This is a genomic window from Isoptericola sp. Y581 (assembly GCF_059445475.1).
This window is the reverse complement of sequence record NZ_JCAIUK010000003.1, coordinates 329,336-350,224: the sequence shown is the minus strand read 5'-3', so window position 1 is coordinate 350,224 and position 20,889 is coordinate 329,336. Positions and strand designations below refer to the sequence as shown.

19 protein-coding genes are annotated in these 20,889 nt (G+C 74.6%); 15 read left to right on the top strand and 4 right to left on the bottom strand.

The annotated features are described in order from the left end of the window. Positions 1-2: 2 nt before the first annotated feature. Positions 3-1,106 carry a DUF3866 family protein gene (locus tag AC1C2W_RS07805; RefSeq protein ID WP_495412877.1) on the bottom strand — a complete coding sequence of 368 codons (1,104 nt, stop codon included), beginning with the start codon at positions 1,104-1,106 and terminating at the stop codon, positions 3-5. Between the two features lie 196 nt (positions 1,107-1,302). On the opposite strand from AC1C2W_RS07805, the gene AC1C2W_RS07800 reads away from it, so the two are divergent. The 9 genes from AC1C2W_RS07800 (at position 1,303) to lnt (ending at position 12,889) form a co-directional block, all read left to right on the top strand. Next, positions 1,303-2,409, top strand: a complete 1,107-nt coding sequence (locus AC1C2W_RS07800) for a helix-turn-helix transcriptional regulator (protein ID WP_495412800.1) — start codon at positions 1,303-1,305, stop codon at positions 2,407-2,409. Further along, entirely contained in the window at positions 2,402-3,442 is a 1,041-nt protein-coding gene (locus AC1C2W_RS07795) for a helix-turn-helix transcriptional regulator (protein WP_495389294.1), read from the top strand. Before AC1C2W_RS07800 ends, AC1C2W_RS07795 begins: the two co-directional genes overlap by 8 nt. A 5-nt stretch (positions 3,443-3,447) precedes the next feature. Next, positions 3,448-3,828 carry a hypothetical protein gene (locus AC1C2W_RS07790; protein WP_495412799.1) on the top strand — a complete coding sequence of 127 codons (381 nt, stop codon included), beginning with the start codon at positions 3,448-3,450 and terminating at the stop codon, positions 3,826-3,828. A gap of 145 nt (positions 3,829-3,973) precedes the next feature. Then, the gene (gene tatA, locus AC1C2W_RS07785; RefSeq protein WP_495389296.1) at positions 3,974-4,324 is read left to right on the top strand and encodes a Sec-independent protein translocase subunit TatA; all 351 of its coding nucleotides are present in this window, start codon (positions 3,974-3,976) and stop codon (positions 4,322-4,324) included. A 36-nt stretch (positions 4,325-4,360) separates the two neighbouring features. After that, the gene (gene tatC / locus AC1C2W_RS07780; protein ID WP_495389297.1) at positions 4,361-5,101 is read left to right on the top strand and encodes a twin-arginine translocase subunit TatC; all 741 of its coding nucleotides are present in this window, start codon (positions 4,361-4,363) and stop codon (positions 5,099-5,101) included. After that, complete coding sequence (locus tag AC1C2W_RS07775; RefSeq protein WP_495412876.1) at positions 5,094-6,257, top strand: diacylglycerol/lipid kinase family protein; 1,164 nt, start codon at positions 5,094-5,096, stop codon at positions 6,255-6,257. The genes tatC and AC1C2W_RS07775 overlap by 8 nt, the downstream gene beginning before the upstream one ends. A gap of 9 nt (positions 6,258-6,266) precedes the next feature. Continuing rightward, entirely contained in the window at positions 6,267-9,284 is a 3,018-nt protein-coding gene (locus AC1C2W_RS07770; protein WP_495412798.1) for a DEAD/DEAH box helicase, read from the top strand. 81 nt (positions 9,285-9,365) lie between these two features. Then, a complete protein-coding gene (locus AC1C2W_RS07765) occupies positions 9,366-11,030 on the top strand; it encodes an amidohydrolase (RefSeq protein ID WP_495389299.1) in 1,665 nt (554 codons plus the stop codon). Between the two features lie 62 nt (positions 11,031-11,092). After that, a complete protein-coding gene (gene lnt, locus AC1C2W_RS07760; RefSeq protein WP_495412797.1) occupies positions 11,093-12,889 on the top strand; it encodes an apolipoprotein N-acyltransferase in 1,797 nt (598 codons plus the stop codon). Positions 12,890-12,992: 103 nt separating this feature from the next. Here lnt and AC1C2W_RS07755 read toward each other — a convergent pair whose 3' ends face one another. Then, entirely contained in the window at positions 12,993-13,337 is a 345-nt protein-coding gene (locus AC1C2W_RS07755) for an RNA polymerase-binding protein RbpA (RefSeq protein ID WP_225566476.1), read from the bottom strand. Between the two features lie 354 nt (positions 13,338-13,691). Between AC1C2W_RS07755 and AC1C2W_RS07750 the strand changes: the two genes are divergently transcribed. The 5 genes from AC1C2W_RS07750 (at position 13,692) to AC1C2W_RS07730 (ending at position 17,992) form a co-directional block, all read left to right on the top strand. Continuing rightward, on the top strand, positions 13,692-14,897 hold the full coding sequence (locus AC1C2W_RS07750) for an LLM class flavin-dependent oxidoreductase (protein ID WP_495389301.1): 1,206 nt from the start codon (positions 13,692-13,694) through the stop codon (positions 14,895-14,897). Next, positions 14,894-15,565: an FMN reductase gene (locus AC1C2W_RS07745; protein WP_495389302.1), complete on the top strand. Its 672-nt coding sequence runs from the start codon at positions 14,894-14,896 to the stop codon at positions 15,563-15,565. Before AC1C2W_RS07750 ends, AC1C2W_RS07745 begins: the two co-directional genes overlap by 4 nt. Before the next feature lie 93 nt (positions 15,566-15,658). Then, positions 15,659-16,681: a UDP-glucose 4-epimerase GalE gene (gene galE / locus AC1C2W_RS07740; protein ID WP_495412796.1), complete on the top strand. Its 1,023-nt coding sequence runs from the start codon at positions 15,659-15,661 to the stop codon at positions 16,679-16,681. A gap of 44 nt (positions 16,682-16,725) precedes the next feature. Next, positions 16,726-16,986, top strand: coding sequence for a hypothetical protein (locus AC1C2W_RS07735; protein ID WP_495389304.1), 261 nt, complete (start codon positions 16,726-16,728; stop codon positions 16,984-16,986). Between the two features lie 13 nt (positions 16,987-16,999). Beyond that, the gene (locus AC1C2W_RS07730; RefSeq protein ID WP_495412795.1) at positions 17,000-17,992 is read left to right on the top strand and encodes a ribonuclease Z; all 993 of its coding nucleotides are present in this window, start codon (positions 17,000-17,002) and stop codon (positions 17,990-17,992) included. 52 nt (positions 17,993-18,044) lie between these two features. On the opposite strand, the gene ald is transcribed toward AC1C2W_RS07730, so the two are convergent. Further along, positions 18,045-19,157 (bottom strand): alanine dehydrogenase, encoded by a 1,113-nt coding sequence (gene ald, locus AC1C2W_RS07725; RefSeq protein WP_495389306.1) that lies wholly within the window; start codon positions 19,155-19,157, stop codon positions 18,045-18,047. 179 nt (positions 19,158-19,336) lie between these two features. Between ald and AC1C2W_RS07720 the strand changes: the two genes are divergently transcribed. After that, positions 19,337-19,888 carry an Lrp/AsnC family transcriptional regulator gene (locus AC1C2W_RS07720; RefSeq protein WP_495389307.1) on the top strand — a complete coding sequence of 184 codons (552 nt, stop codon included), beginning with the start codon at positions 19,337-19,339 and terminating at the stop codon, positions 19,886-19,888. 45 nt (positions 19,889-19,933) lie between these two features. Here the strand turns inward: AC1C2W_RS07720 and AC1C2W_RS07715 are convergent, their stop codons facing one another. Continuing rightward, positions 19,934-20,845: an alpha/beta fold hydrolase gene (locus tag AC1C2W_RS07715; protein WP_495412794.1), complete on the bottom strand. Its 912-nt coding sequence runs from the start codon at positions 20,843-20,845 to the stop codon at positions 19,934-19,936. Between the last annotated feature and the right edge of the window lie 44 nt (positions 20,846-20,889).

Below are 20,889 nucleotides of genomic sequence, written 5' to 3'. Positions count from 1 at the left end.
CGCTATCGGGTCGCGGCGTGCACTCCTGCGACGGCGGCGGCGGCGAACGACGCGGGGTCGGCGTCGAGGCCGCGCCCCATGGTCGACAGGCGGGCGGGGGAGCCGCGCAGGGCGTCGAGCAGGGGCGTGTCGGCGACGACGTCGACGAGCCGGTGCCCTGCGGGGGTGCCTGCGAGAGCGGCGGCCTGGTCGTGCACCTGCCGGGTGAGGTCGGGGCCCCAACCGCGCAGGGCCTCGACGTCGGGGGTGGGTCGGGGGACGACGACGTCGGCGCCCGCGAGCGCCACGCGGCCGTAGGCGGTGAGGCTGTGGTGGGAGACGCCGCGGTGGCGGTCGCGGGGGTCGGCGCCGGAGACCCGCAGGGAGGCGACGGGCCGGCCCCGCAGGACGGCGGCGGCGTTGAGGGCCTCGCCGGCGGCGACGCCGGAGAACCCCCAGCGGGTGCCGGTGCCGAGGTTGCCGGGCCCCTGGGCGACGACGACGAGGTCGGCGCCTGTGACGTGACGGGCGGCGAGCAGGCCGGTGTGCACGGTGACGGCCTCGAGGTCGCCGCCGAACGCCTGGCCGACGGTGATGGTGGCGGCCAGCCACCCGGCCTCGCGCAGGGTGGCGACGGTGCGGGAGAACGCGACGGGCAGGGCGCCGCCGTCGGTCATCACGTAGGCCACGCGGGGGGCGGTGCGGCCCGCGAGCGCCGCGGCGTGCCGGGCGCCGGCGACGACGGCGGGCAGCGCGGAGTGCAGGTCTGCGACGACGACGGGCAGGCCGTCGAGGTCGTCGGCCTCGCGGAGGGTGTCGTGGTGGACGGACTCCTGCTCGTCGACGCCGAGGACCATGGCCTGCAGGGGGGTGTAGCGGGCCTTGACGAGGTGGCCGGGCCCGGGGGGCGGGTCGGCGGGCAGGGTGGCGCCGGCCTCACCGGCGGGACCGACGACGAGGGCGTAGCCGCCGGTGCCGAGCCCGCGGGCGAGGGCGGAGACGTTGAGCAACAGGCGGTCCCCGGCGTCGGGGTCGCCGACGAGGGCGGTGTACGCGAGGCCGCGGGCCTCCCAGGGGGCGGTCGTGAGGTCGCGGGCGGGCAGGGGGGTGTCGAGCCGCACGGTGATCTCGCGCGCGCCGGTCCAGGTCCGGCCGCGGGTGAGGACCGTGCCGGTGCGCCAGGTGACATGACCGGCGTCGTTCCTGGCCGAGCTCCTGGCCCGGTTCCCGCCTGGGTTCCCGCCTTCGTTCCTGCCGGTGTGCTGGGGGTCGTTCGGCGCTGTCGTCACCCGCCCGAGGCTACCGGCGACTACCGTGGACCTGATGCCTGCGAACCCTCTGGACCTCGTGCCGTCCGCGCGGGGTACCGCTCCCGCCGAGCGCCTCCTGAACCTCGTCATCGCCCTCGTGAACACGAGCGCTTCCATGACGAAGCAGCAGGTGCGCGCCGGGGTGGCCGGGTACGGCGACGCACCGTCCACGGAAGCCTTCGAGCGGATGTTCGAGCGCGACAAGGACACGCTGCGGGCGCTGGGCATCCCGATCGTCACGGTGGACGCGGGCGGGCACAGCGACGAGGTCGGGTACCGGATCGACAACGACGCGTACGCGCTGGGCGCGGTGAACCTGACCCCGGCGGAGCTGGGCGTGGTCGCTCTGGCGGCGCAGCTGTGGTCGGACAAGACGCTGCGCACGGACATGTCGCGGGCGATGACGAAGCTGCGCGCGGCGGGGGCGGGGGAGATCGCGTGGGACGCGGTGGCCGGCCTCGCGCCGCGCGTGCGGGCGGCCGGCGACGCGTACGTGCCGCTGCTGGAGGCGGTCTCGGAGCGGCGCGACGTGTCGTTCCGGTACCGGGCGGCGAGCACGGGGCAGGAGCTGACGCGGCACGTGGAGCCGTGGCGGATCGCGGCACGAGGCAGCGGTTGGTACCTCGTGGGCTTCGACCGGGCGCGGGGCGCGGCGCGGGTGTTCCGCCTCTCGCGCATCACCGGGAAGGTGCGTGTCGGGCCGCAAGCGAGGGCGTTCGACGTGCCGGACACCGTGGACGTGGACGCGATGCTGGGGGAGCGGGTCGGGGCGCTGCAGCGAGCGCGGCTGGCCGTCGTGCCCGAGCGGGCGCAGGCGCTGCGGGCGCGCGCGGTGGTCGAACCACCGGCGGTTGATCCTGTCGAAACCCGGGTCTCGACCGGCTCGACCGGCGACGACGGGCGGGACCTGGTCGAGGTGGAGTTCCGCAGCCTCTCCGCGTTCGCGGACGAGGTGTCGGGCTACGGGGCGGCGGTCGTGGTGCTGGCGCCACCGGAGCTGCGAGCCGACGTCCTGCGGCGGCTGACGGCGGCGGCCGGGCTGGACGCGCGGGTACGCACGGCACACCAGTCCGACGAGCAGGTCGAGGAGCAGAGCGACGAGGGGGGCACGGATGGCTGAGCGGGCCGACGACCGGCTGGTGCGGCTGCTGGGACTCGTCGCGTTCCTCGACGGCGCGGGGCCCGTGCGCGTGGAGGAGCTCGCGGAGCGGTTCGGCGTCACGCCGGGCCAGGTGCGCGAGGACGTGGACGCACTGTGGGTGTCCGGCACCCCCGGCTACATGCCGGACGACCTCATCGACTTCGACGCGTTCTCCCTGGAGGACGGCGTCGTGTCCCTCATCCAGGCGCGCGGCATGACCCGACCGCTGCGGCTCGGCACCCGGGAGGCCGTGGCGCTGGTCGCGGCGCTGCGCGCGATGCACGCGTCGCCGGCCGTGCAGGCGGACCGGCGCCGCGCGGCCGTCGTGGCGTCGGCGCTGGACAAGCTCACCGCGGCGACGGGCGAGGCCGCGGGCGCCGTGGACGTGCAACTCGCGGGCGACGGCGACCCGCAGGTCGTGGCGGCGGTCACGTCGGCACTGACCGAGGGGCGGCGGCTGCACCTGCGGTACGTCAACGCCGCGGACGTCACGACCGAGCGCGACGTCGACCCGCTGCGTCTGCTCACGCAGGACGGAGCCATGTACCTCGTGGGTTGGTGCCTGCGCGTGGACGGCCGGCGCACCTTCCGGGTCGACCGGATCCTGGATGCCCACGTGCTGGACGCGCCGGTGGCGGACCATGCCGTCGACGCCGACGGGGACCTGGGAGCGGACGTGTGGGCGTCGGTCGCGCACCGCAGCGCCCCCGCGGCCACGCTGGTGCTCGCCTCCGCCGCCCGGTGGGTCGCGGAGGAGGTGCCGGCCGAGTCCGTGCGGGACCTGCCGGACGGGACGGTCGAGGTGCGGCTGCGCGTGACGAACCCGGCGTGGCTGCGGCGCCTCCTGCTTGCGAACGCCCCCGACGTGGTGTCGGCGGACCCGCCGGACGTGGCGCACGACGTGGCACAGGCCGCCCGCGCGGCGCTGGACGCCTATGCGGGCACGGCCGGCACGTCCCCGGCCGGCAGCACTGTCCCGGGCGAGGGCCCGAGCGACGGCCCCGTAGGCTGACCGTCATGTGGGCCTGGGTGTGGACTCTTCTCGTCGTCGGCATGCTCGTCGGCGCGTTCTTCCTGGGCCGCCACCTGTGGCGGGCCGGAATGCGGCTGCTGCGCGAGGCCTCCCGCGCCGGCGAGACCCTCGGGTCGGCGGGCGACCGTATCTCGGAAGCGGTGGCCGAGGCCGAAACGCACCGGGCCGACACGTCCCCGACGCTCTTCGACGATCCGACCGTGCTGCGCGAGCGCGCGGCCGAGCAGCGTCGTCGCAGGTCCGAGCGCGCGGCCGCGCGCCGCGAGCGCCGGGCGTCGACGTGGCGCCGGTGGGACGAGGAGAGCTGGCTCGTGCGCCGCACGGCCGAGAAGGCGGCCCGCGCGGGCACGAGGCGCGCGGTCTAGTCTCGGGGCTGCGGTACTCCGACTGACCAGTCGTCACCGGAACGTCACCTCCCTGGTTCGCGGACCCCTTAGGGTTGACCACGACGAGAGTCGACGACGACGAGACCCCGCCCCGCGAGGCGGTCGAGACCGAGGAGCCATTCTCATGGGCATGCTCAAGCCCTGGCACGTCATCGTGCTGGTGGTCGTGATCCTGCTGCTGTTCGGGGCGCGCCGGCTCCCCGACCTGGCCCGCAGCGTCGGCCAGTCGCTGAAGATCTTCAAGAAGGAGGTCAAGGACCTCACCGACGACGGCAAGTTCAACGACTCGAACGAGCCGCCGGAGGACACGACGACGACGTCGACCGGCACGTCGTACGGCTCCGCCCCGACGAGTGCCGCACCGGGCCCCGTACCGACAACACCCCCACCGGCGTCCCCACCGGCACAGGCAGGGACGAGTACCGGCACGGAGCAGACCCCGGGTCTTACCGATCCGAAGCAGCCCCGGGCGTAGGCGGTGCCCGGAATCTCCCGGGACTCTGAGGGGCGCATGCCCCTCCGCGAGCACCTGCTGGAGCTGCGCAAGCGGCTCTTCCTCGCCGCGTGCGGGCTCGTCGTGGGTGCGATCGCGGGCTGGGTCCTCTACGAACCGCTGCTGGCCGCGCTGCAGGCGCCGCTCGAGGTCGCCGCGCAGGAGCAGGGCAAGACGATCGCCCTGAACTTCACCGGCATGGCGTCGGCGCTCGACATGAAGATCAAGGTCGCGCTCTTCCTCGGTGTCATCGTGTCCTGCCCCTGGTGGCTGTACCAGCTGTGGGCATTCATCACTCCCGGCCTCACGAGGCGCGAGAAGGGGTACGCCTACGGCTTCCTGGCCGCGGCCGTGCCCCTGTTCCTGGGCGGCGCGGCCCTGGCCTGGTGGGTGCTGCCGCACGCCGTCGACATCCTCGCCGGCTTCGTGCCAGATGGCGCGGTGAACTTCACGGACGCCCAGGGCTACCTGAGCTTCGTCATGCGGCTGGTGCTGGCGTTCGGCATCGCCTTCGTGTCGCCCGTGTTCCTCGTCGGCCTGAACATGGCCGGCCTGCTGCGGCACGAGGCCCTCGCCAAGGGGTGGCGCTGGGCGGTGCTGGTCGCGTTCGTGTTCGCCGCGGTGATGACGCCGACGCCGGACGCGCTGACGATGATCTTCGTGGCGCTGCCCATCTGCGTGCTGTACTTCGGCGCCCTGGGGCTGTGCATCCTGCACGACCGCCGCGTCGACAAGCGCAGGGTCGCGCCCACTGTCTGAGTCGACAGGGCCGACCGGGCCGCGGCGCCTGGGCGTCGTCGTCAACCCCACGGCGGGCAAGGGGCGGGCCGCGTACGCCGGGACGGGCGTCCTCGCCGGCCTGCGGCGTGCCGGGCACCACGTCGTCGACCTCTCTGGCCCGGACGCCGCGACCGCGCTGGGGCACGCCCGCGCGGCCGTCGACGCCGCGACGTCGGGCACCGGTGGCACCGATCACCTCGACGGCATCGACGCGCTCGTCGTCGTGGGCGGCGACGGCATGGTGCACCTGGGCCTGCAGGCGGTGGCGGCCACCGCCGTGCCGCTCGGCATCATCCCCGTCGGCACCGGCAACGACTTCGCCGCCACGCTCGGCCTTCCCGTGCGGGACCCCGCCGCGGCGGGGTCCGCGCTGTGCCAGGCCCTGGACGCCGGGTCCGCGGGGCGGCGCGCCCTCGACGCCGCCCACGTCACCGGTCCCGGGCTGGCCGCCGGTTCCGACGGTGCCTCGGGCCCGGCCCAGGGCGGCCGATGGGTCGCGGGCGCGGTGTCGGCGGGGCTCGACGCCGCGGTGAACGCGCGCGCCAACCTGCTGCGCCACCCGCGGGGCAGCGCCCGGTACACGGTGGCCGCCGCCCTCGAGCTCGTGGGCTACCGACCCTGGTCGTACCGGCTCACGTTCGACGGGGTCGTCGAGGCCGCGGACCCGTCGGGCGACCCGTCGCGGGGCCGCAGCGCCGAGCTGCGCCTGCGCCCGGGCCCGGCGGGCACGTCGACCTGGTCGGGCCGGGGCGCGCTCGTCACGGCGGCGAACGGCCCGCAGATCGGCGGCGGCGTCCGGGTGGCACCGTCCGCCTCGCTGGAGGACGGCCTGCTCGACGTGCTCGTCGCCACCGACCTGTCGCGGGCGGGCGCCCTCGCCGTCTACCCCGCCATGTTCACCGGCCGGCACGTGCGCCGGCGCAAGGTGCACATGGTGCGGGCCCGCGCCGTGACGATCGAGCCCGGACCGGAGGCCTGGATCGCCGGCGAGCGCCCCCTGCCGGTCGCGTACGGCGACGGTGAGCGCCTCGGGCCGCTCCCGCTGCGGGTCGAGGTCCGCGCCCGCGCGGTGCAGGTCCTGGTCCCGCCGGACCAGCACGGCGGCGCGGCGCGGCAGGTGGAACCGGGAGCCTAGGCTGGCCGCATGACCGCCGACGCACGCTCCGACGCGAACCATGATGCCGGATCGGAGGCACTGAGCCCGGCCGAGCGGTACGCCGCCTCGCGGGCGCGCAGCACGCGTGACCGCGCCGACGCCCAGGGCGAGCTGCGCCGGTTCCGCGAGGTCGTCGGCTTCGAGCTCGACCCGTTCCAGGTGGACTCCTGCGTGGCGCTGGAGGAGGGCCGCGGCGTGCTCGTCGCCGCGCCCACCGGCGCGGGCAAGACGGTGGTGGGGGAGTTCGCCGTCCACCTCGCCCTCGCCCAGGGCGGCAAGGCCTTCTACACGACCCCGATCAAGGCGCTGAGCAACCAGAAGTACACCGACCTCGTCGCCCGGCACGGCGTGGCGAACGTCGGGCTCCTCACCGGGGACACGTCGATCAACGCGGGCGCCCCGGTGGTGGTGATGACCACCGAGGTGCTGCGCAACATGCTGTACGCCGGGTCGTCCGCGCTCGACGGCCTCGCGTACGTCGTCATGGACGAGGTGCACTACCTCGCCGACCGGTTCCGCGGCCCGGTGTGGGAGGAGGTGATCATCCACCTGCCCGACCACGTGCAGCTCGTCTCCCTCTCGGCGACGGTGTCCAACGCCGAGGAGTTCGGCGACTGGCTCGCCACCGTGCGCGGCGACACGGCGGTGGTGGTCAGCGAGCGCCGGCCCGTGCCGCTGTGGCAGCACGTCGTGGTCTCGGCGCCGGAGCCGCGCGGGGCGCCGCGCCTCGTGGACCTGTACCCCGGGCACGTCGACCCCACGGACCCGGGGACGAACCCGCCGATCAACCCGGACCTGCAGGCGATGTTCCGCGCCTCGGCGCGCTCCGGCGGCGGCGACCAGCACCGCGGGCACCGCGGGCGGGGCGACCGCGGGTACCGGGGCCGGGGCGGGCACCGCCCCGGCGGCGGCGACCTGGTGCCGCACCGCCGGACGCCGCCGCGATTCGCCGTCGTGGACTCCCTCGACGCCGACGCGCTGCTGCCCGCGATCTACTTCATCTTCTCCCGCGCCGGGTGCGACGGGGCCGTGGAGCAGTGCCTGCGCGCCGGCCTCCGGCTCACGGACGCCGCCGAGGAGGCCGAGATCCGACGGATCGTGGAGGAGCGCACGGCCACCATCCCGACCGAGGACCTGGAGGTGCTGAAGTACTGGGAGTGGTCGCAGGCCCTGGCCCGCGGCGTGGCCGCGCACCACGCGGGCATGCTGCCGGTGTTCAAGGAGACCGTGGAGGAGCTGTTCTCCCGGGGCCTGGTGAAGGTGGTCTTCGCGACCGAGACGCTGGCGCTGGGGATCAACATGCCCGCGCGGTCGGTGGTGCTGGAGAAGCTGGTCAAGTGGGACGGCACGGCGCACCAGCCGGTGACGCCGGGGGAGTACACGCAGCTCACCGGTCGTGCCGGACGCCGCGGCATCGACGTCGAGGGGCACGCGGTCGTCGTCGACCACACCGGCCTCGACCCGGTGGCGCTGGCGGGCCTGGCGTCCAAGCGCCTGTACCCGCTGCGTTCCAGCTTCCGCCCCACGTACAACATGGCGGTCAACCTCGTGGGTCAGGTGGGCCGGGAGCGGGCCCGCGACGTGCTGGAGACGAGCTTCGCCCAGTTCCAGGCCGACCGGGGCGTGGTGGGCCTGGCCAAGCAGGCACAGGGCCACGTCGAGGCGATGGCCGGGTACGCGAAGGCGATGGCCTGCGACCGGGGCGACTTCGCCGAGTACATGGGGCTGCGTCAGCAGATCAAGGAACGGGAGAAGGAGCTGTCCCGCGCGTCGTCCGGGGCGCGCCGGGCCGACGCAGTCGCGTCGTTCGAGCGGCTGCGGCGTGGGGACGTCGTCGAGGTCCCCAGCGGGCGCCGGCGCGGCTACGTCGTGGTGCTGGACCCGGGCCTCGACGACCGCGGCTTCGACGGGCCGCGCCCGACGATCCTCACCCAGGAGAAGCAGGTCAAGAAGCTGACCCTCGCTGACGCGCCCGATGGCGTGCAGGTGGTCACGACGGTCCGCATCCCGAAGGGTTTCAACCCGCGGCGGCCGGACCAGCGGCGCGACCTGGCGTCGAGCCTGCGCAACGCGCTCGGCGTGTTTCGCGACGACCCCTCGACAGGCTCAGGACGGCCCACCGGCACGGGGCGCGGTCCGGGCCGCCAGCGGGGCGGGGCAGGTGCAGGGTCTGGCGGCGGCCGGGCGGGGCAACGGTCCGACGCCGCGTCGGACGCCGAGCTGCAGCGGCTGCGGTCCGCGCTGCGGGCGCACCCGTGCCACGGCTGCCCGGAGCGCGACGACCACGCGCGGTGGGCCGAGCGGTGGGAGCGGGTGCGGGCGGAGCACGAGCGGCTGGTGCTCCGGGTGGAGGGGCGCACGGGCTCGATCGCCCGCACGTTCGACCGCACGTGCGACCTGCTGACCCGGCTGGGCTACCTGAGCGACCAGCCGGCGGTCGAGGAGGCGGCGGAGGAGGCATCAGAAGGGTCGGACGGGCTGCCCGGGGGGCTGCGCGTCACGCCCGACGGGCGGTGGCTGCGCCGCCTGTACGCCGAGGACGACCTGCTGCTGGCGGAGTGCCTCCGCCGCGGCACGTGGGACGAGCTGGACGCGCCAGGCCTGGCCGCGGCGGTGTCGACCGTCGTGTACTCGGGGCGCCGCGAGGAGGCCGCGGAGCCGCTGGTGCCCGGCGGCCCGCACGGACGCCTCGCCCAGGCCCTGGCCGCCACGACGCGGGTCTGGTCGCAGGTGACGAACCTCGAGGCGGAGCACCAGCTGAACGTGACGGGCCCGCTCGACCTGGGTCTGGTGGCACCGGTGCACCGGTGGGCGTCGGGCAAGGGCCTGGACGCGGTGCTGCGCGGCACCGACGTCGCGGCAGGCGACTTCGTGCGCTGGTGCAAGCAGGTGCTCGACGTGCTGGACCAGCTGGCCAAGGCCGCCCCGCGCCCGGCCCTGCGTGCCACGGCCCGCAAGGCGCAGGCGGCGGTGCTGCGCGGCGTCGTCGCCTACTCGAGCGTCTGAGCCGTCTGCGCGGAAGGTGTGACGAAGACGTGACGGTCCCGTGGCGGCCCGGGGCACACGCGGTGCCATAGAGTGCAGGCCGTGACGTCCACCCTGTATCGCAACGGAGTCGTCCACTCGCCCGCCGACCCGTTTGCCGAGGCCCTGCTGATCGACGACGGGGTCGTGACCTGGCTCGGCGCGGAGGACACGGCCGCGGGGCTCGCCGCGCGTGCCGACCGCGTGATCGACCTCGACGGCGCCCTGGTAGCCCCCGGTTTCGTCGACGCGCACGTCCACCTGCTCGAGACCGGGCTTGCGGCCGAGTCCGTGGACCTCACGGCTGCAGCGGGCGTGACGTCCCTGGCCGCCGCGCTCGGCGCCCTGGCCCGCGGGGCACGGGAGCTGGCCGCCGCGGACCCCGGCGGCGAGGAGGTGCTGCTGGCGTTCGGGTGGGACGAGCAGTCCTGGCCGGAGCGCCGCGCCCCCACGGCTGACGAGCTCGACGCCGCCTGCGGCGGGCGCCCGGTCTACGCCGCGCGGGTGGACGGCCACTCGGCCGTCGTGTCCGGATCCTTTGCCCGCTCCGCCGGCATCGACCGTGCGCCCGGCTGGGACCCCTCGGGCACGGTCATGGCCGACGCACACCACACGGCTACGGCCGTCGTGCGGCAGGTCTCGCCGGCCCGCCGCACCCGCGCCTACCGGCGCGCCCTGGCGGACGCCGCCGCGCGCGGGATCGTCGGCGTGCACGAGATGAGCGAGCCCAACATGGACACCCGCGAGGGCCTGCGCGAGCTCGTGGAGCTCACCGCACAGGCTTCCGGGGGCCTGCCGCACGTGGTCGCGTACCGCGGCGAGCTGTGCGCCACCGCGGACGACGCCCGCCAGATGCTGGCCGAGCTGCCCTTCCTCACCGGCATCGGGGGCGACCTGTGCGCCGACGGGTCGATCGGCTCGCGGACGGCCGCCCTGCGCCACCCGTACGCGGACGTCCTCGCCGGCCCCACCGGGGCCGACCCCGCCGGCCGGCTGTTCCTGGGCGGCGAGGAGATCGCCGACCACCTCGCCGCGTGCTCCGCGGCCGGCACCCAGGGCGGGTTCCACGTCATCGGGGACCGCGCGATGGACGAGGTGGTGCGCGGCCTCGAGCTGGCCGCCGAGGCGCACGGGCCGAGCCTGCTGCGCTCGGGTCACCACCGCATCGAGCACGCCCTGTTCGTCGACGCCTCGGCCCTGGCCGCGCTGCTGCTGTACGGGGTGGCGCTGTCGGTGCAGCCGGCGTTCGACTCCGCGTTCGGCGGCAGCCACGGCATGTACGCGGCCCGCCTCGGCCCGGGCCGCGCCTCGACGCTGTCGCCGTTCGCGGACCTGGCCGGCGCCGGGGTCCCGCTGGCGTTCGGCTCGGACACGCCCGTCACCCCGTTCGACCCGTGGCAGGCCGTGCGCGCCACCCTCACGCACGAGGACGCCACGCAGCGCATCGGCGCCCGCGCCGCCTTCCGCGCGCACACCCGCGGCGGCTGGCGGCTGGCCGGCCTCGACCACACGGGCGCGGGGGAGCTGCGGATCGGGGCCCCGGCGCACCTCGCCGTGTGGCGCGCGGACCGGCTCGCCGTCCAGGCCGCCGCAGGGCGCCTGTCCCAGTGGAACCCCGAGGCGCGCGCCGGGCAGCCCCTGCTGCCCGACCTGTCGCCCGGCGAGGCCGAGCCGGAGTGCCTGCAGACCGTGCGTGACGGCGTCGTGCTGCACGACGCGCTCGCCTGATCGCGACCGTACCCCCGATGCTGTAGGGGCCGGGGGTCACGTACCCTGCGGGGGTGTTGCACGTGAGCTCGACTCCCCTCGAGGGATCTTCCGACCAGGGCCCCGATGCCTCCGTACGGGTGGCGAGCCCGGGTGTCGGCCGCTGGGCGAGCCGACCCGCGACCCTGCTCCTCGCCGTCGCCGCGGGCGTCGCGCTGTGGGCGTCGTTCCCCGACGTCGGCGCCTGGCCGCTCGCGTTCGTGGGCGTCGGCCTGCTGTTCGCGGCGCTGCGCCGCGACGGCCGTCGTGCGGCCGGATGGAACGCGCTCGTGGGCCTGGTCGCCGGGCTGACGTTCTGGCTGCCGCACATCTGGTGGGCCAACTTCGCCACGGACACGCTCCCGTGGATCGTGCTCGCAGCGCTCGAGGCCGCGTTCCTCGCCGGCTTCGGCGCCCTGTGGACGTGGGCGCGGCGCTGGCGCTGGGTGCGGCGGAACGCGGCGACGCAGGCGGTCGTGTTCGGCGTCCTGTTCGCCGCCGTCGAGCAGTGGCGCTCGGAGTTCCCGTTCGGCGGCTTCCCGTGGGGGCGGCTCGCCTGGACGGTGGCCGGCGCCCCGACCGGGCGCGCGGCCTGGCTGGGCGGCACCACGCTCGTCTCGCTGCTCATCGCGGTGACCGGCGTGCTGCTCGCCCTGGCCCTGGGCAGGCTGCTCGGCGCGCGCCGGCCCGACGGCGCCCGGGCGCGCAGGGCCGCGAGCGCCGTGGCGCTCGTCGCGGCCGCGTACGTGCTCGCGGCCGGGCCGGGGATACTGCCGTTGGCGCACGACCCGGCGGCGCGCGAGGTGACCGACGCGCAGGACCCGGGGCACGTAGGCACCGTCGTGGACGCGGGGACGGCCACCGCGGAGGCAGGGGTGCTGCGTGCCGGGGCCGTGCAGGGCAACGTGTCGGAGCCGGGCGACGGCGCGTTCGCGAACCGTGCCGAGGTGCTGAACAACCACCTGCAGGGCACCTTCGCGATCGCGGACGAGCAGGCCGCCGGCACGTACGGGGACGGCGAGGACGACGCCGTCGACGTCGTGCTGTGGCCGGAGAACGGCTCCGACCTGGACCCCCAGACCAACCCCGAGGTGGGGGCGGCGATCGACGAGGCCGCCGGCTCGGTGGGCGCGCCCGTCCTGGTGGGGGCGCAGGAGTTCCCCGACACGGGTGGCCGGTACAACGTGGCGCTGCTGTGGGAGCCGGGGCTTGGCGTGACCGAACGCTACGCCAAGCAGCACCCGGCGCCGTTCGGCGAGTACATCCCGATCCGCGGCTTCGTGCGGCTGTTCAGCGCCCAGGTGGACCGGGTCTCGACGGACATGATCGCCGGCACCGAGCCGGCGCTGATCGACCTGCCCGTGGACGGCGCGGACATCGGCCGCGAGCCGGGCGCCACCACCGTGCCGATGGGCACGGTGATCTGCTTCGAGGTGGCGTACGACGAGATCATGCGGGACGCGGTGCAGCGGGGTGCGCAGGTGCTGGTGGTGCCGACCAACAACGCCTCGTTCGGGTACACGGCGGAGTCGACGCAGCAGCTCGCGATGACGCGGCTGCAGGCGATCACGACCGGGCGTGCGGCGGTGCAGGTCTCCACGGTGGGGGTGAGCGGCGTGGTGGCGCCGGACGGCACGCTGGTGGCCCGCACCCAGCTGTTCACGCCGGACCGCCTGGTCGCGGACCTGCCGCTGCGCACGGAGCTCACGCCGGCGGTGCGGGCCGGGTACTGGCCGGGCTGGGCGGTGGGCGCGGCGGCCGTGGTCCTCGTCGTGGGCGGCGTGGCGGGCGGCGTCGTCGCGAGCGTGCGGGAGCGCCGCTCCCGTCGCTCGGCCGCCTGACCGACGCGGGCACTCAGGACGCATGACGGCAGCACGACGGCAGGACGCACGAAGGGCGGGCACCCGGTGGGGTACCCGCCCTTCGTCGTGCTGGGGGAGTGCGTCAGGCGCTGCGGCGCAGCTTTCCGGCGCGCAGCAGCTCGAGACGCTCGTCGAGGAGCTCCTCGAGCTCGGAGACGGTGCGCCGCTCGAGCAGCATGTCCCAGTGGGTGCGCTGCGGCTTGGTGGCCTTCGGCTCGGGCTTCTCCGCGTCGCGCAGGAGCGCCTCCTCGCCGCACCGGCACTCCCACACCGGGGGCACCTCGGCCTCGGTGGAGAAGGGCAGGATGATGGTGTGACCGTTGGGGCAGTCGTAGTGAGCCTGGAAGCGCGGGGCGAAGTCCACGCCCTCGTCAGACTCCATGCTCTTGCTGCCGATGCTCATGCCGCGCAGGGACCGGTCGGGCATGTCGTCCTCCTGGGGGTCGGTGGGAAGGGGCCTGAGGGTCCAACGCGGACCCGTCGGTCGTTGTTCCGGCGGACCGTGAAGGTCCCGTGAAGCACGATCACACCGGCGCCGGGCGAGGCGGCGCGGTAGCGGTGGACGTGTCAGTTGCCCCTCAGGCTGGCCAGTCGGCGCGCCGCGCGCAACTTGAGACCCCGTGCGGGCGCCCTTTGTGCGCGACGTCACGCCCGCCGCCGGGTCGCCGGGGAGCAAGCGGGAACAACATAGAGGGTAGCGCCGTTCACCCGCATGTACATGCATGCGCATGGACCGCGCGTCCCAGGTCGACGCGAGCCTCAGCGAGCAGGGAGCGCAGCCGTGCAGTTCGGAATCTTCTCCGTCAGCGACGTCACCACCGACCCGACCACGGGCCACACGCCGGACGACACCGAGCGGGTGCGCAACATGCTCACCATCGCCCGGCACGCCGACGAGGCCGGTCTCGACGTGTTCGCCACGGGGGAGCACCACAACCCGCCGTTCGTCGCCTCGAGCCCCACCACGATGCTCGGCTACCTCGCCGGCGTCACGAAGCACATCACCCTGTCGACGGCGACCACGCTCATCACCACCAACGACCCGGTGCGCCTGGCCGAGGAGTACGCGATGCTCCAGGTGATCTCGGACGGCCGCATGGACCTCATGATGGGCCGCGGCAACACCGGCCCCGTCTACCCCTGGTTCGGCAAGGACATCCGCCAGGGCATCCCGCTCGCGGTCGAGAACTACGCGCTGCTACGCCGCCTGTGGACCGAGGAGGTCGTGGACTGGGAGGGCAAGTTCCGCACGCCGCTCCAGGGCTTCACCTCCACCCCGCGCCCGCTCGACGGCGTGCCCCCGTTCGTGTGGCACGGCTCGATCCGCAGCCCCGAGATCGCCGACCAGGCCGCCTACTACGGCGACGGGTTCCTGCACAACAACATCTTCTGGCCCATGCACCACACCCGGCAGATGGTGCGCTACTACCGCCAGCGCTTCGAGCACTACGGCCACGGGCGGGCCGACCAGGCGATCGTGGGCCTCGGCGGCCAGGTGTTCATGCGCAAGCGGTCCCAGGACGCCTGGAACGAGTTCCGGCCGTACTTCGACGAGGCCCCGGTGTACGGGCACGGCCCGTCGATGGAGGACTTCACGCGCGAGACCCCGCTCACGGTGGGCTCCCCGCAGCAGGTCATCGACCGGTACGCGTCGTTCGTCGACGAGGTGGGCTACTACCAGCGCCAGCTGTTCCTCCTGGACCACGCCGGCCTGCCGCTCAAGACGGTGCTCGAGCAGATCGACCTCCTCGGCGAGGAGGTCGTGCCCGAGCTGCGCAAGATCGTCGAGGCCAAGCGGCCCTCCGACGACGTCCCGCTGAACCCGCCGACGCACGCCGAGCGGGTCGCCGCGGCGCGGACCGCCGGCGAGGCCGGGGCGACGCACGTCGGCGACACCGCCGACCCCTATACCGGTACCGTTGCCGAGGGCACCCGACCCTCCACTACAAGCACGGCACGCACCACCCAGCAGGAGGCACGCGCATGACCACCCCGTTCACCCCCGCAGGGACCGGCGGCGAGCGCACCCTCGCCGTCGTCTCGGCCGGGCTGTCGCAGCCGTCCTCGACGCGGTTGCTCGCCGACCGGCTGGCGGACGCCACGGTCCGGGAGCTCGAGGACGCCGGGCACACGGTGCGGGTCGAGACCGTCGAGCTGCGCGAGGTCGCCCACGCGATCGTCGACGCGATGCTCACCCGGTTCCCGACCGGCGACCTCGCGCGCGCCCTCGAAGCCGTGACCGGGGCGGACGGCCTCATCGCCGTCTCCCCGGTGTTCACCACCGCGTACTCGGGGCTGTTCAAGTCGTTCGTCGACGTGCTCGAGCCCGACTCCCTGACAGGTATGCCCGTACTGCTGGGCGCCACCGGCGGCACCGCCCGCCACTCGCTGGCCCTCGAGTACGCGATGCGGCCCCTGTTCACCTACCTGCGCACCGACGTCGTGCCCACCAGCGTGTTCGCCGCCACCGACGACTGGGCCGCGAGCGCCGACCCTTCGGCAGGCTCAGGACGGGGCGCCGACGGCGGGCTGCCGCGCCGCATCGCGCGCGCCGGGCGCGAGCTGGCGCAGCGCGTGGCACGCCGGGAGAACGACGGCCCGGCGGACCCGTTCGCTGCCACGCCCAGCTTCACCGAGCTGCTCGGCGGCAGCTGACCGTTCCGCCGTTCCTCCGGAGTGCCCGACGGGGGCTCGGTCAGAGCTCGGGACGCCGCCGGGGCACGGCGGCCGACGCCCTAGGCTGGGCCCATGCGCGTTCTCGTCTCCGGTGGGGCCGGCTACATCGGCTCGCACACGGTCCTCGCCCTGGTCGCCGCCGGTCACGACGTCGTCGTGGTGGACGACTTCTCCAACAGCAAGCCCACCGTGATCGGGCGCCTGGAGTCGCTGTCCGGCGCGCACATCCCGGTGCACTCGTTCGACCTCACCGACGTCGACAAGACCGAGCGCCTGTTCGCGCACGAGCAGATCGACGCCGTGATCCACTTCGCCGGCTTCAAGGCGGTGGGGGAGTCCGTCGCCAAGCCGCTGGAGTACTACCGCAACAACCTGGACACGACGTTCGCCCTGGTCGACGCCATGAACAGGTACGGGGTGACGAAGTTCGTGTTCTCCTCCTCCGCCACGGTGTACGGCGAGAAGGCGCCGGTGCCGTACCGGGAGGACTACGAGTTCCTCTCCTCGTCCTCCCCGTACGGGCAGACCAAGGTCATGGTGGAGCGCGTCCTGTCCGACGTCGCGCACATCAGCGAGGGCTGGAAGGTCGCGCTGCTGCGGTACTTCAACCCCGTGGGCGCGCACCCGTCGGGGCAGATCGGCGAGGACCCGCAGGGCATCCCGAACAACCTCATGCCGTTCCTCGCCCAGGTCGCCGTCGGCAAGCGCGAGAAGCTCACGGTGTTCGGCGACGACTACCCGACGGCGGACGGCACCTGCGAGCGCGACTACCTGCACGTCGAAGACCTCGCCGCCGGCCACGTCGCCGCCCTGGAGCACCTGGACGCGATGACCGAGCCGGTGCGCGCCTTCAATCTCGGCACGGGCACCGGTACGTCCGTGCTTCAGATGCTGCACGCCTTCGAGCGCGCCGTCGGCCGCGAGCTGCCCTACGAGATCGGCCCCCGGCGCGCCGGCGACCTCGCCGCCTTCTGGGCCGACCCGACCCGCGCGCAGACCGAGCTCGGGTGGCGCGCCACCAAGACCATCGACGACATGTGCGCCGACACCTGGCGCTGGCAGACCGCCAACCCGCACGGCTTCCCCGGGGCCTGACGCACCCTCTTGCGCCCGCCCACTGTCGGCGTCACGATGTCGTCATGCCAGACGACCCGCGCGTGCGACCTGACCAGCGCTGGAACCCCGGCGCCCGGTACCGCCCGTCCGCGCTCGCGGGCATGCCGGGCCCGCACGGCGGGGGCCTGCGCGGCGCGGACGTCGTGGCCGCCCCTCGCCTGTCCGGTCGCCTGCGCCGGGGGCCCGCCCGCCGCATCGCCGTCTTCGAGCGCGACCTGTGGCGCCCCGCGCAGCACGTCACCACGGGGCTGGTGCGGGCGGTCGGCCGCGCCCTGGGCCGCTGATCCGGGCGCCCGGGTGTCCCGCCGCGAGCTCGTCGTGCTCGGCACGGCGAGCATGGTTCCCACCCGCACGCGCAACCACAACGGGTACGTGCTGTTCTTCGGCGAGACGGCGATCCTGTTCGACCCGGGCGAGGGCACGCAGCGGCAGATGACCCTGGCGGGCGTGTCCGCCACCGACCTCACCCGCATCGCGATCACGCACCTGCACGGCGACCACTCCCTCGGGCTCGCGGGGGTGGCGCAGCGGCTGTCCGGCGACCAGGTGCGCCACACCGTGCCGATCTCGTTCCCGGCCTCGGGCGAGCCGTGGGTGCGCCACCTGCTGGACGCCAGCGCCTACGACCACCGCGAGCGCGTGACGCTCCAACCGGTCGCCTTCCCCGGCGACTCGCGAGGCACCGAGGCCGCCGTCCTGCCCCGGGTGGACGGCGAGCGCGGCGCGGGACCCGGCGCGCCCGTGCTCACGGCCCGCCCGCTGGAGCACCGCATCGACGCGGTCGGCTACCGGCTCGACGAGCCCGACGGCGTCTCCCTGGACCCCGGGGCGCTCGCGGCCGCGGGCGTGCCGACCGGGCCGGCGGTGGGCCGCCTGCAGCGCGAGGGATCGCTCGTGCTCGACGACGGTCGCACGGTACGCGTCGAGGACGTATCCGTGCCCCGTGCCGGCCAGTCGGTCGCCTTCGTCATGGACACCCGCCTGTGCGATGCCGTGGAGGCCCTGGCCGACGGCGTCGACCTGCTCGTGATCGAGTCCACCTTCTTGCACCGGGACGCCGACCTCGCGACCCGCTGGGCGCACCTCACCTGCCGGCAGGCCGCGATCGTGGCCGCACGGGCGGGCGTGCGGCACCTGGTGCTGACGCACTTCTCCCAGCGCTACCGCGTACCCGAGGAGCTGCCGGAGGCCTTCGAGCGCGAGGCCCGCGAGGTGTTCGGCGGCGACGTCACGGTCGCCGCCGACCTCGACCGGATCCCGTTGCCGCCCCGCCGCCGTCCCGTCGGTTGAGCCTGTCGAAACCCACTGGACGCGGTCTCGACGAGCTCGACCGACGGCGTCGTCACAGCAGCGCGGCCGCGTCCGCGGGCTCGAGAGAGTGCGCCTCGGCGACGGCTGAGTTGGTCACGTGCCCCGCGTGGACGTTGAGCCCGCGCGCCAGCGCGGGGTCGCGGCGCAGGGCCTCGTGCCAGCCGAGGTCCGCGAGCGCCACGACGTAGGGGAGCGTGGCGTTGGTCAGGGCGTAGGTGGAGGTGCGGGGCACGGCCCCGGGCATGTTCGCCACGCAGTAGAACACCGTGTCGTGCACGCGGAACGTGGGTTCGGCGTGCGTGGTGGGGCGCGAGTCCTCGAAGCAGCCGCCCTGGTCGATCGCGATGTCCACGAGGACGGCGCCCCGGCGCATGCGGGCCACGACGTCGTTGGGCACGAGCACGGGTGCCTTGGCGCCGGGCACGAGCACGGCGCCGATCACCAGGTCGGCCTCCAGCACGGCCTCGGTGAGCGTGAGCGTGTTCGACGCGAGGGTCTGCACGCGTCCGCCGAGCTCGCGGTCGGCGGCCTTGAGGGCGTCCGCGCTGGTGTCCAGGAGGGTGACGCGGGCGCCCAGCCCGACGGCGATCCGGGCTGCGTTCATCCCGGACACGCCGGCACCGACGATCACGACGTGCCCCGCCGGGACACCCGGAACCCCGCCGAGCAGCACGCCGCGGCCCCCGGCCGCCCGCAGCAGGGTGGCGGCGCCCACCTGCGGGGCGAGCCGGCCCGCGACCTCCGACATGGGGGCGAGGAGCGGCAGGTGTCCGTCGGCGGTCTGCACGGTCTCGTAGGCGACGGCGGTGACGTCACGGGCGAGCAGCTCCTCCGTGAGCGCCTTGTCGGCCGCGAGGTGCAGGTACGTGAAGAGCACCAGCCCGGCGCGCAGCCGGTGGTACTCCCCGGCGACGGGCTCCTTCACCTTGAGGACGGTGTCCGCGCCCGCCCATACCGCGTCGGGGTCCGCCACGATGCTCGCGCCCGCGGCGCGGTACTCGTCGTCGGTCACCGCGGACCCGAGGCCGGCGCCCGCCTGCACGGTGACCTCGTGCCCGCGCACGGCGAGCTCGTGCACCCCGGCAGGCGTGATCGCCACCCGGTACTCGTGGTTCTTGACTTCCGTCGGGACGCCGATGCGCATGGGAAAAGTCCGCCTTCGTAGCTCATGACCGTAGGTCGTGACCGTGGCTCGCGGCTCGTGGGCCGGGAGCCGGATGCGTGACGACGGGATCGTGGGTGTGATCCCGCTCACCCCATCAGTTTGAGGCAGCGATTCGGCACCACGCCACAATCTCGAAGATCCTTCGGTAGATTGAACGAATGTCGACACGAGGCTCAGCAAACCCCGGTGCGGGCCAGCCGCGGCCGAAGGATGTTCGCCCTGCCGGGTCGTGGGGGCTGGACCGGCGGAGCGAGCTGGCCGATCGGCTCGACGACGTCGACCAACGACTCCTGGCGGCGCTCGCCGAGGACGCGCGCATCCCGAACAACGCCCTGGCCGCGAAGGCAGGCATCGCCCCGTCCACCTGCCTGACCCGGGTACGCCAACTGCGCGAGCGGGGCGTGATCCGGGGGTTCCACGCCGACGTCGACCCGGCGCGCGCCGGCCACCCGCTGCAGGCCATGATCGCGGTGCAGATGCGCGGGGCCGCGCGCACCCGGCTGAGCACCTACCTGCAGCGCCTCACGGAGCTGCCCGGGGTGCTGAACGTCTTCCTGCTGGGCGGGGCGCACGATTTCTTCGTGCACGTGGCCGCCGCCGACTCCGACGCCCTCAACGAGTTCGTCATCGAGCACCTGTCCACCGACCCGGACGTGGCGCTGACCGAGACCAACCTGATCTTCCAGCACGCCCGCGCCAGCTGGTACTGACGCGCTCAGACCGTCCTCCGACCGTCCTCCGATCTGCCGGCGGGTTCAGCCGTGTCGGGCATCCCGGCGCTCGCGGACCTCGCCCAGCCAGCGCTGCAGCTCGACGGCGAGGGCGACCGGTGCGTCGAGCTGCACCAGGTGTCCGGCGCCGGGCAGCAGGCGCGCTTCCGCGTGCGGCAGGGCGTCGGCCAGCCGCTGCGCCCGGTCCGCGGGGATCCAGGTGTCCTGCTCGCCCCACAGGATGCGGGTGGGCACGTCCAGGCCACCGAGCAGGGGCTCGACCTGGGCCGTGTACCGCTCGTCGGCCTGCGCGATCTGCCGGTAGAAGGCCGTCTGCCCCTCCTCGCCGGTCCAGGGCGTGACGAGGGCGTCGAGGTGCTCCGGTCGCAGGTCGCGGTACGCCGCGGAGCGTACGTACGCCTCCAGGGCGCCGCGGTGCACCGCGGCCGGCAGCCGCGCGAGGACGTCGGGGTGCTCGCGCACCAGCGTGAAGAAAGGCGATCCCCACGGGCGCAGCGCCACCACGTCCACCAGGCACAGCGACGCGTACCGCGCGCCGTGCAGCAGCGCCGCGCGCAGGCTCACCGCCCCGCCGTAGTCGTGCGCGACGACGTGCGGGCGGGACGGCTCCTCGGTCGGGTCCGAGGCACCGGACGGAATCGACCACGACCGGCCCCAGTGCTCCAGCAGCGCCGCGAAAAGCTCGCCCTGCACCCCCAGGTCGACGGCGTGCTCCGGGCGCTTGGACGACGCCCCGTAGCCGGGCATGTCCCACAGGTGCACGGTGTGCTCGGCGGCGAGGGCGCGCGCGTAGGGCTCCCAGAGCCACGACGACCAGGGGGTGCCGTGGCAGAAGACCAGGGGCGGGCCCGAGCCGAACGAGGTCCAGGCCACGTCGCGCCCCCGCCACGTGAAGCGCTGGTCGAGGAGCGTCCCGGGGGCTGCGGCGTCGATCATGTCGGCGATGCTAGGCGGCGGACCGCGCGTACGGGCGCCGGGCA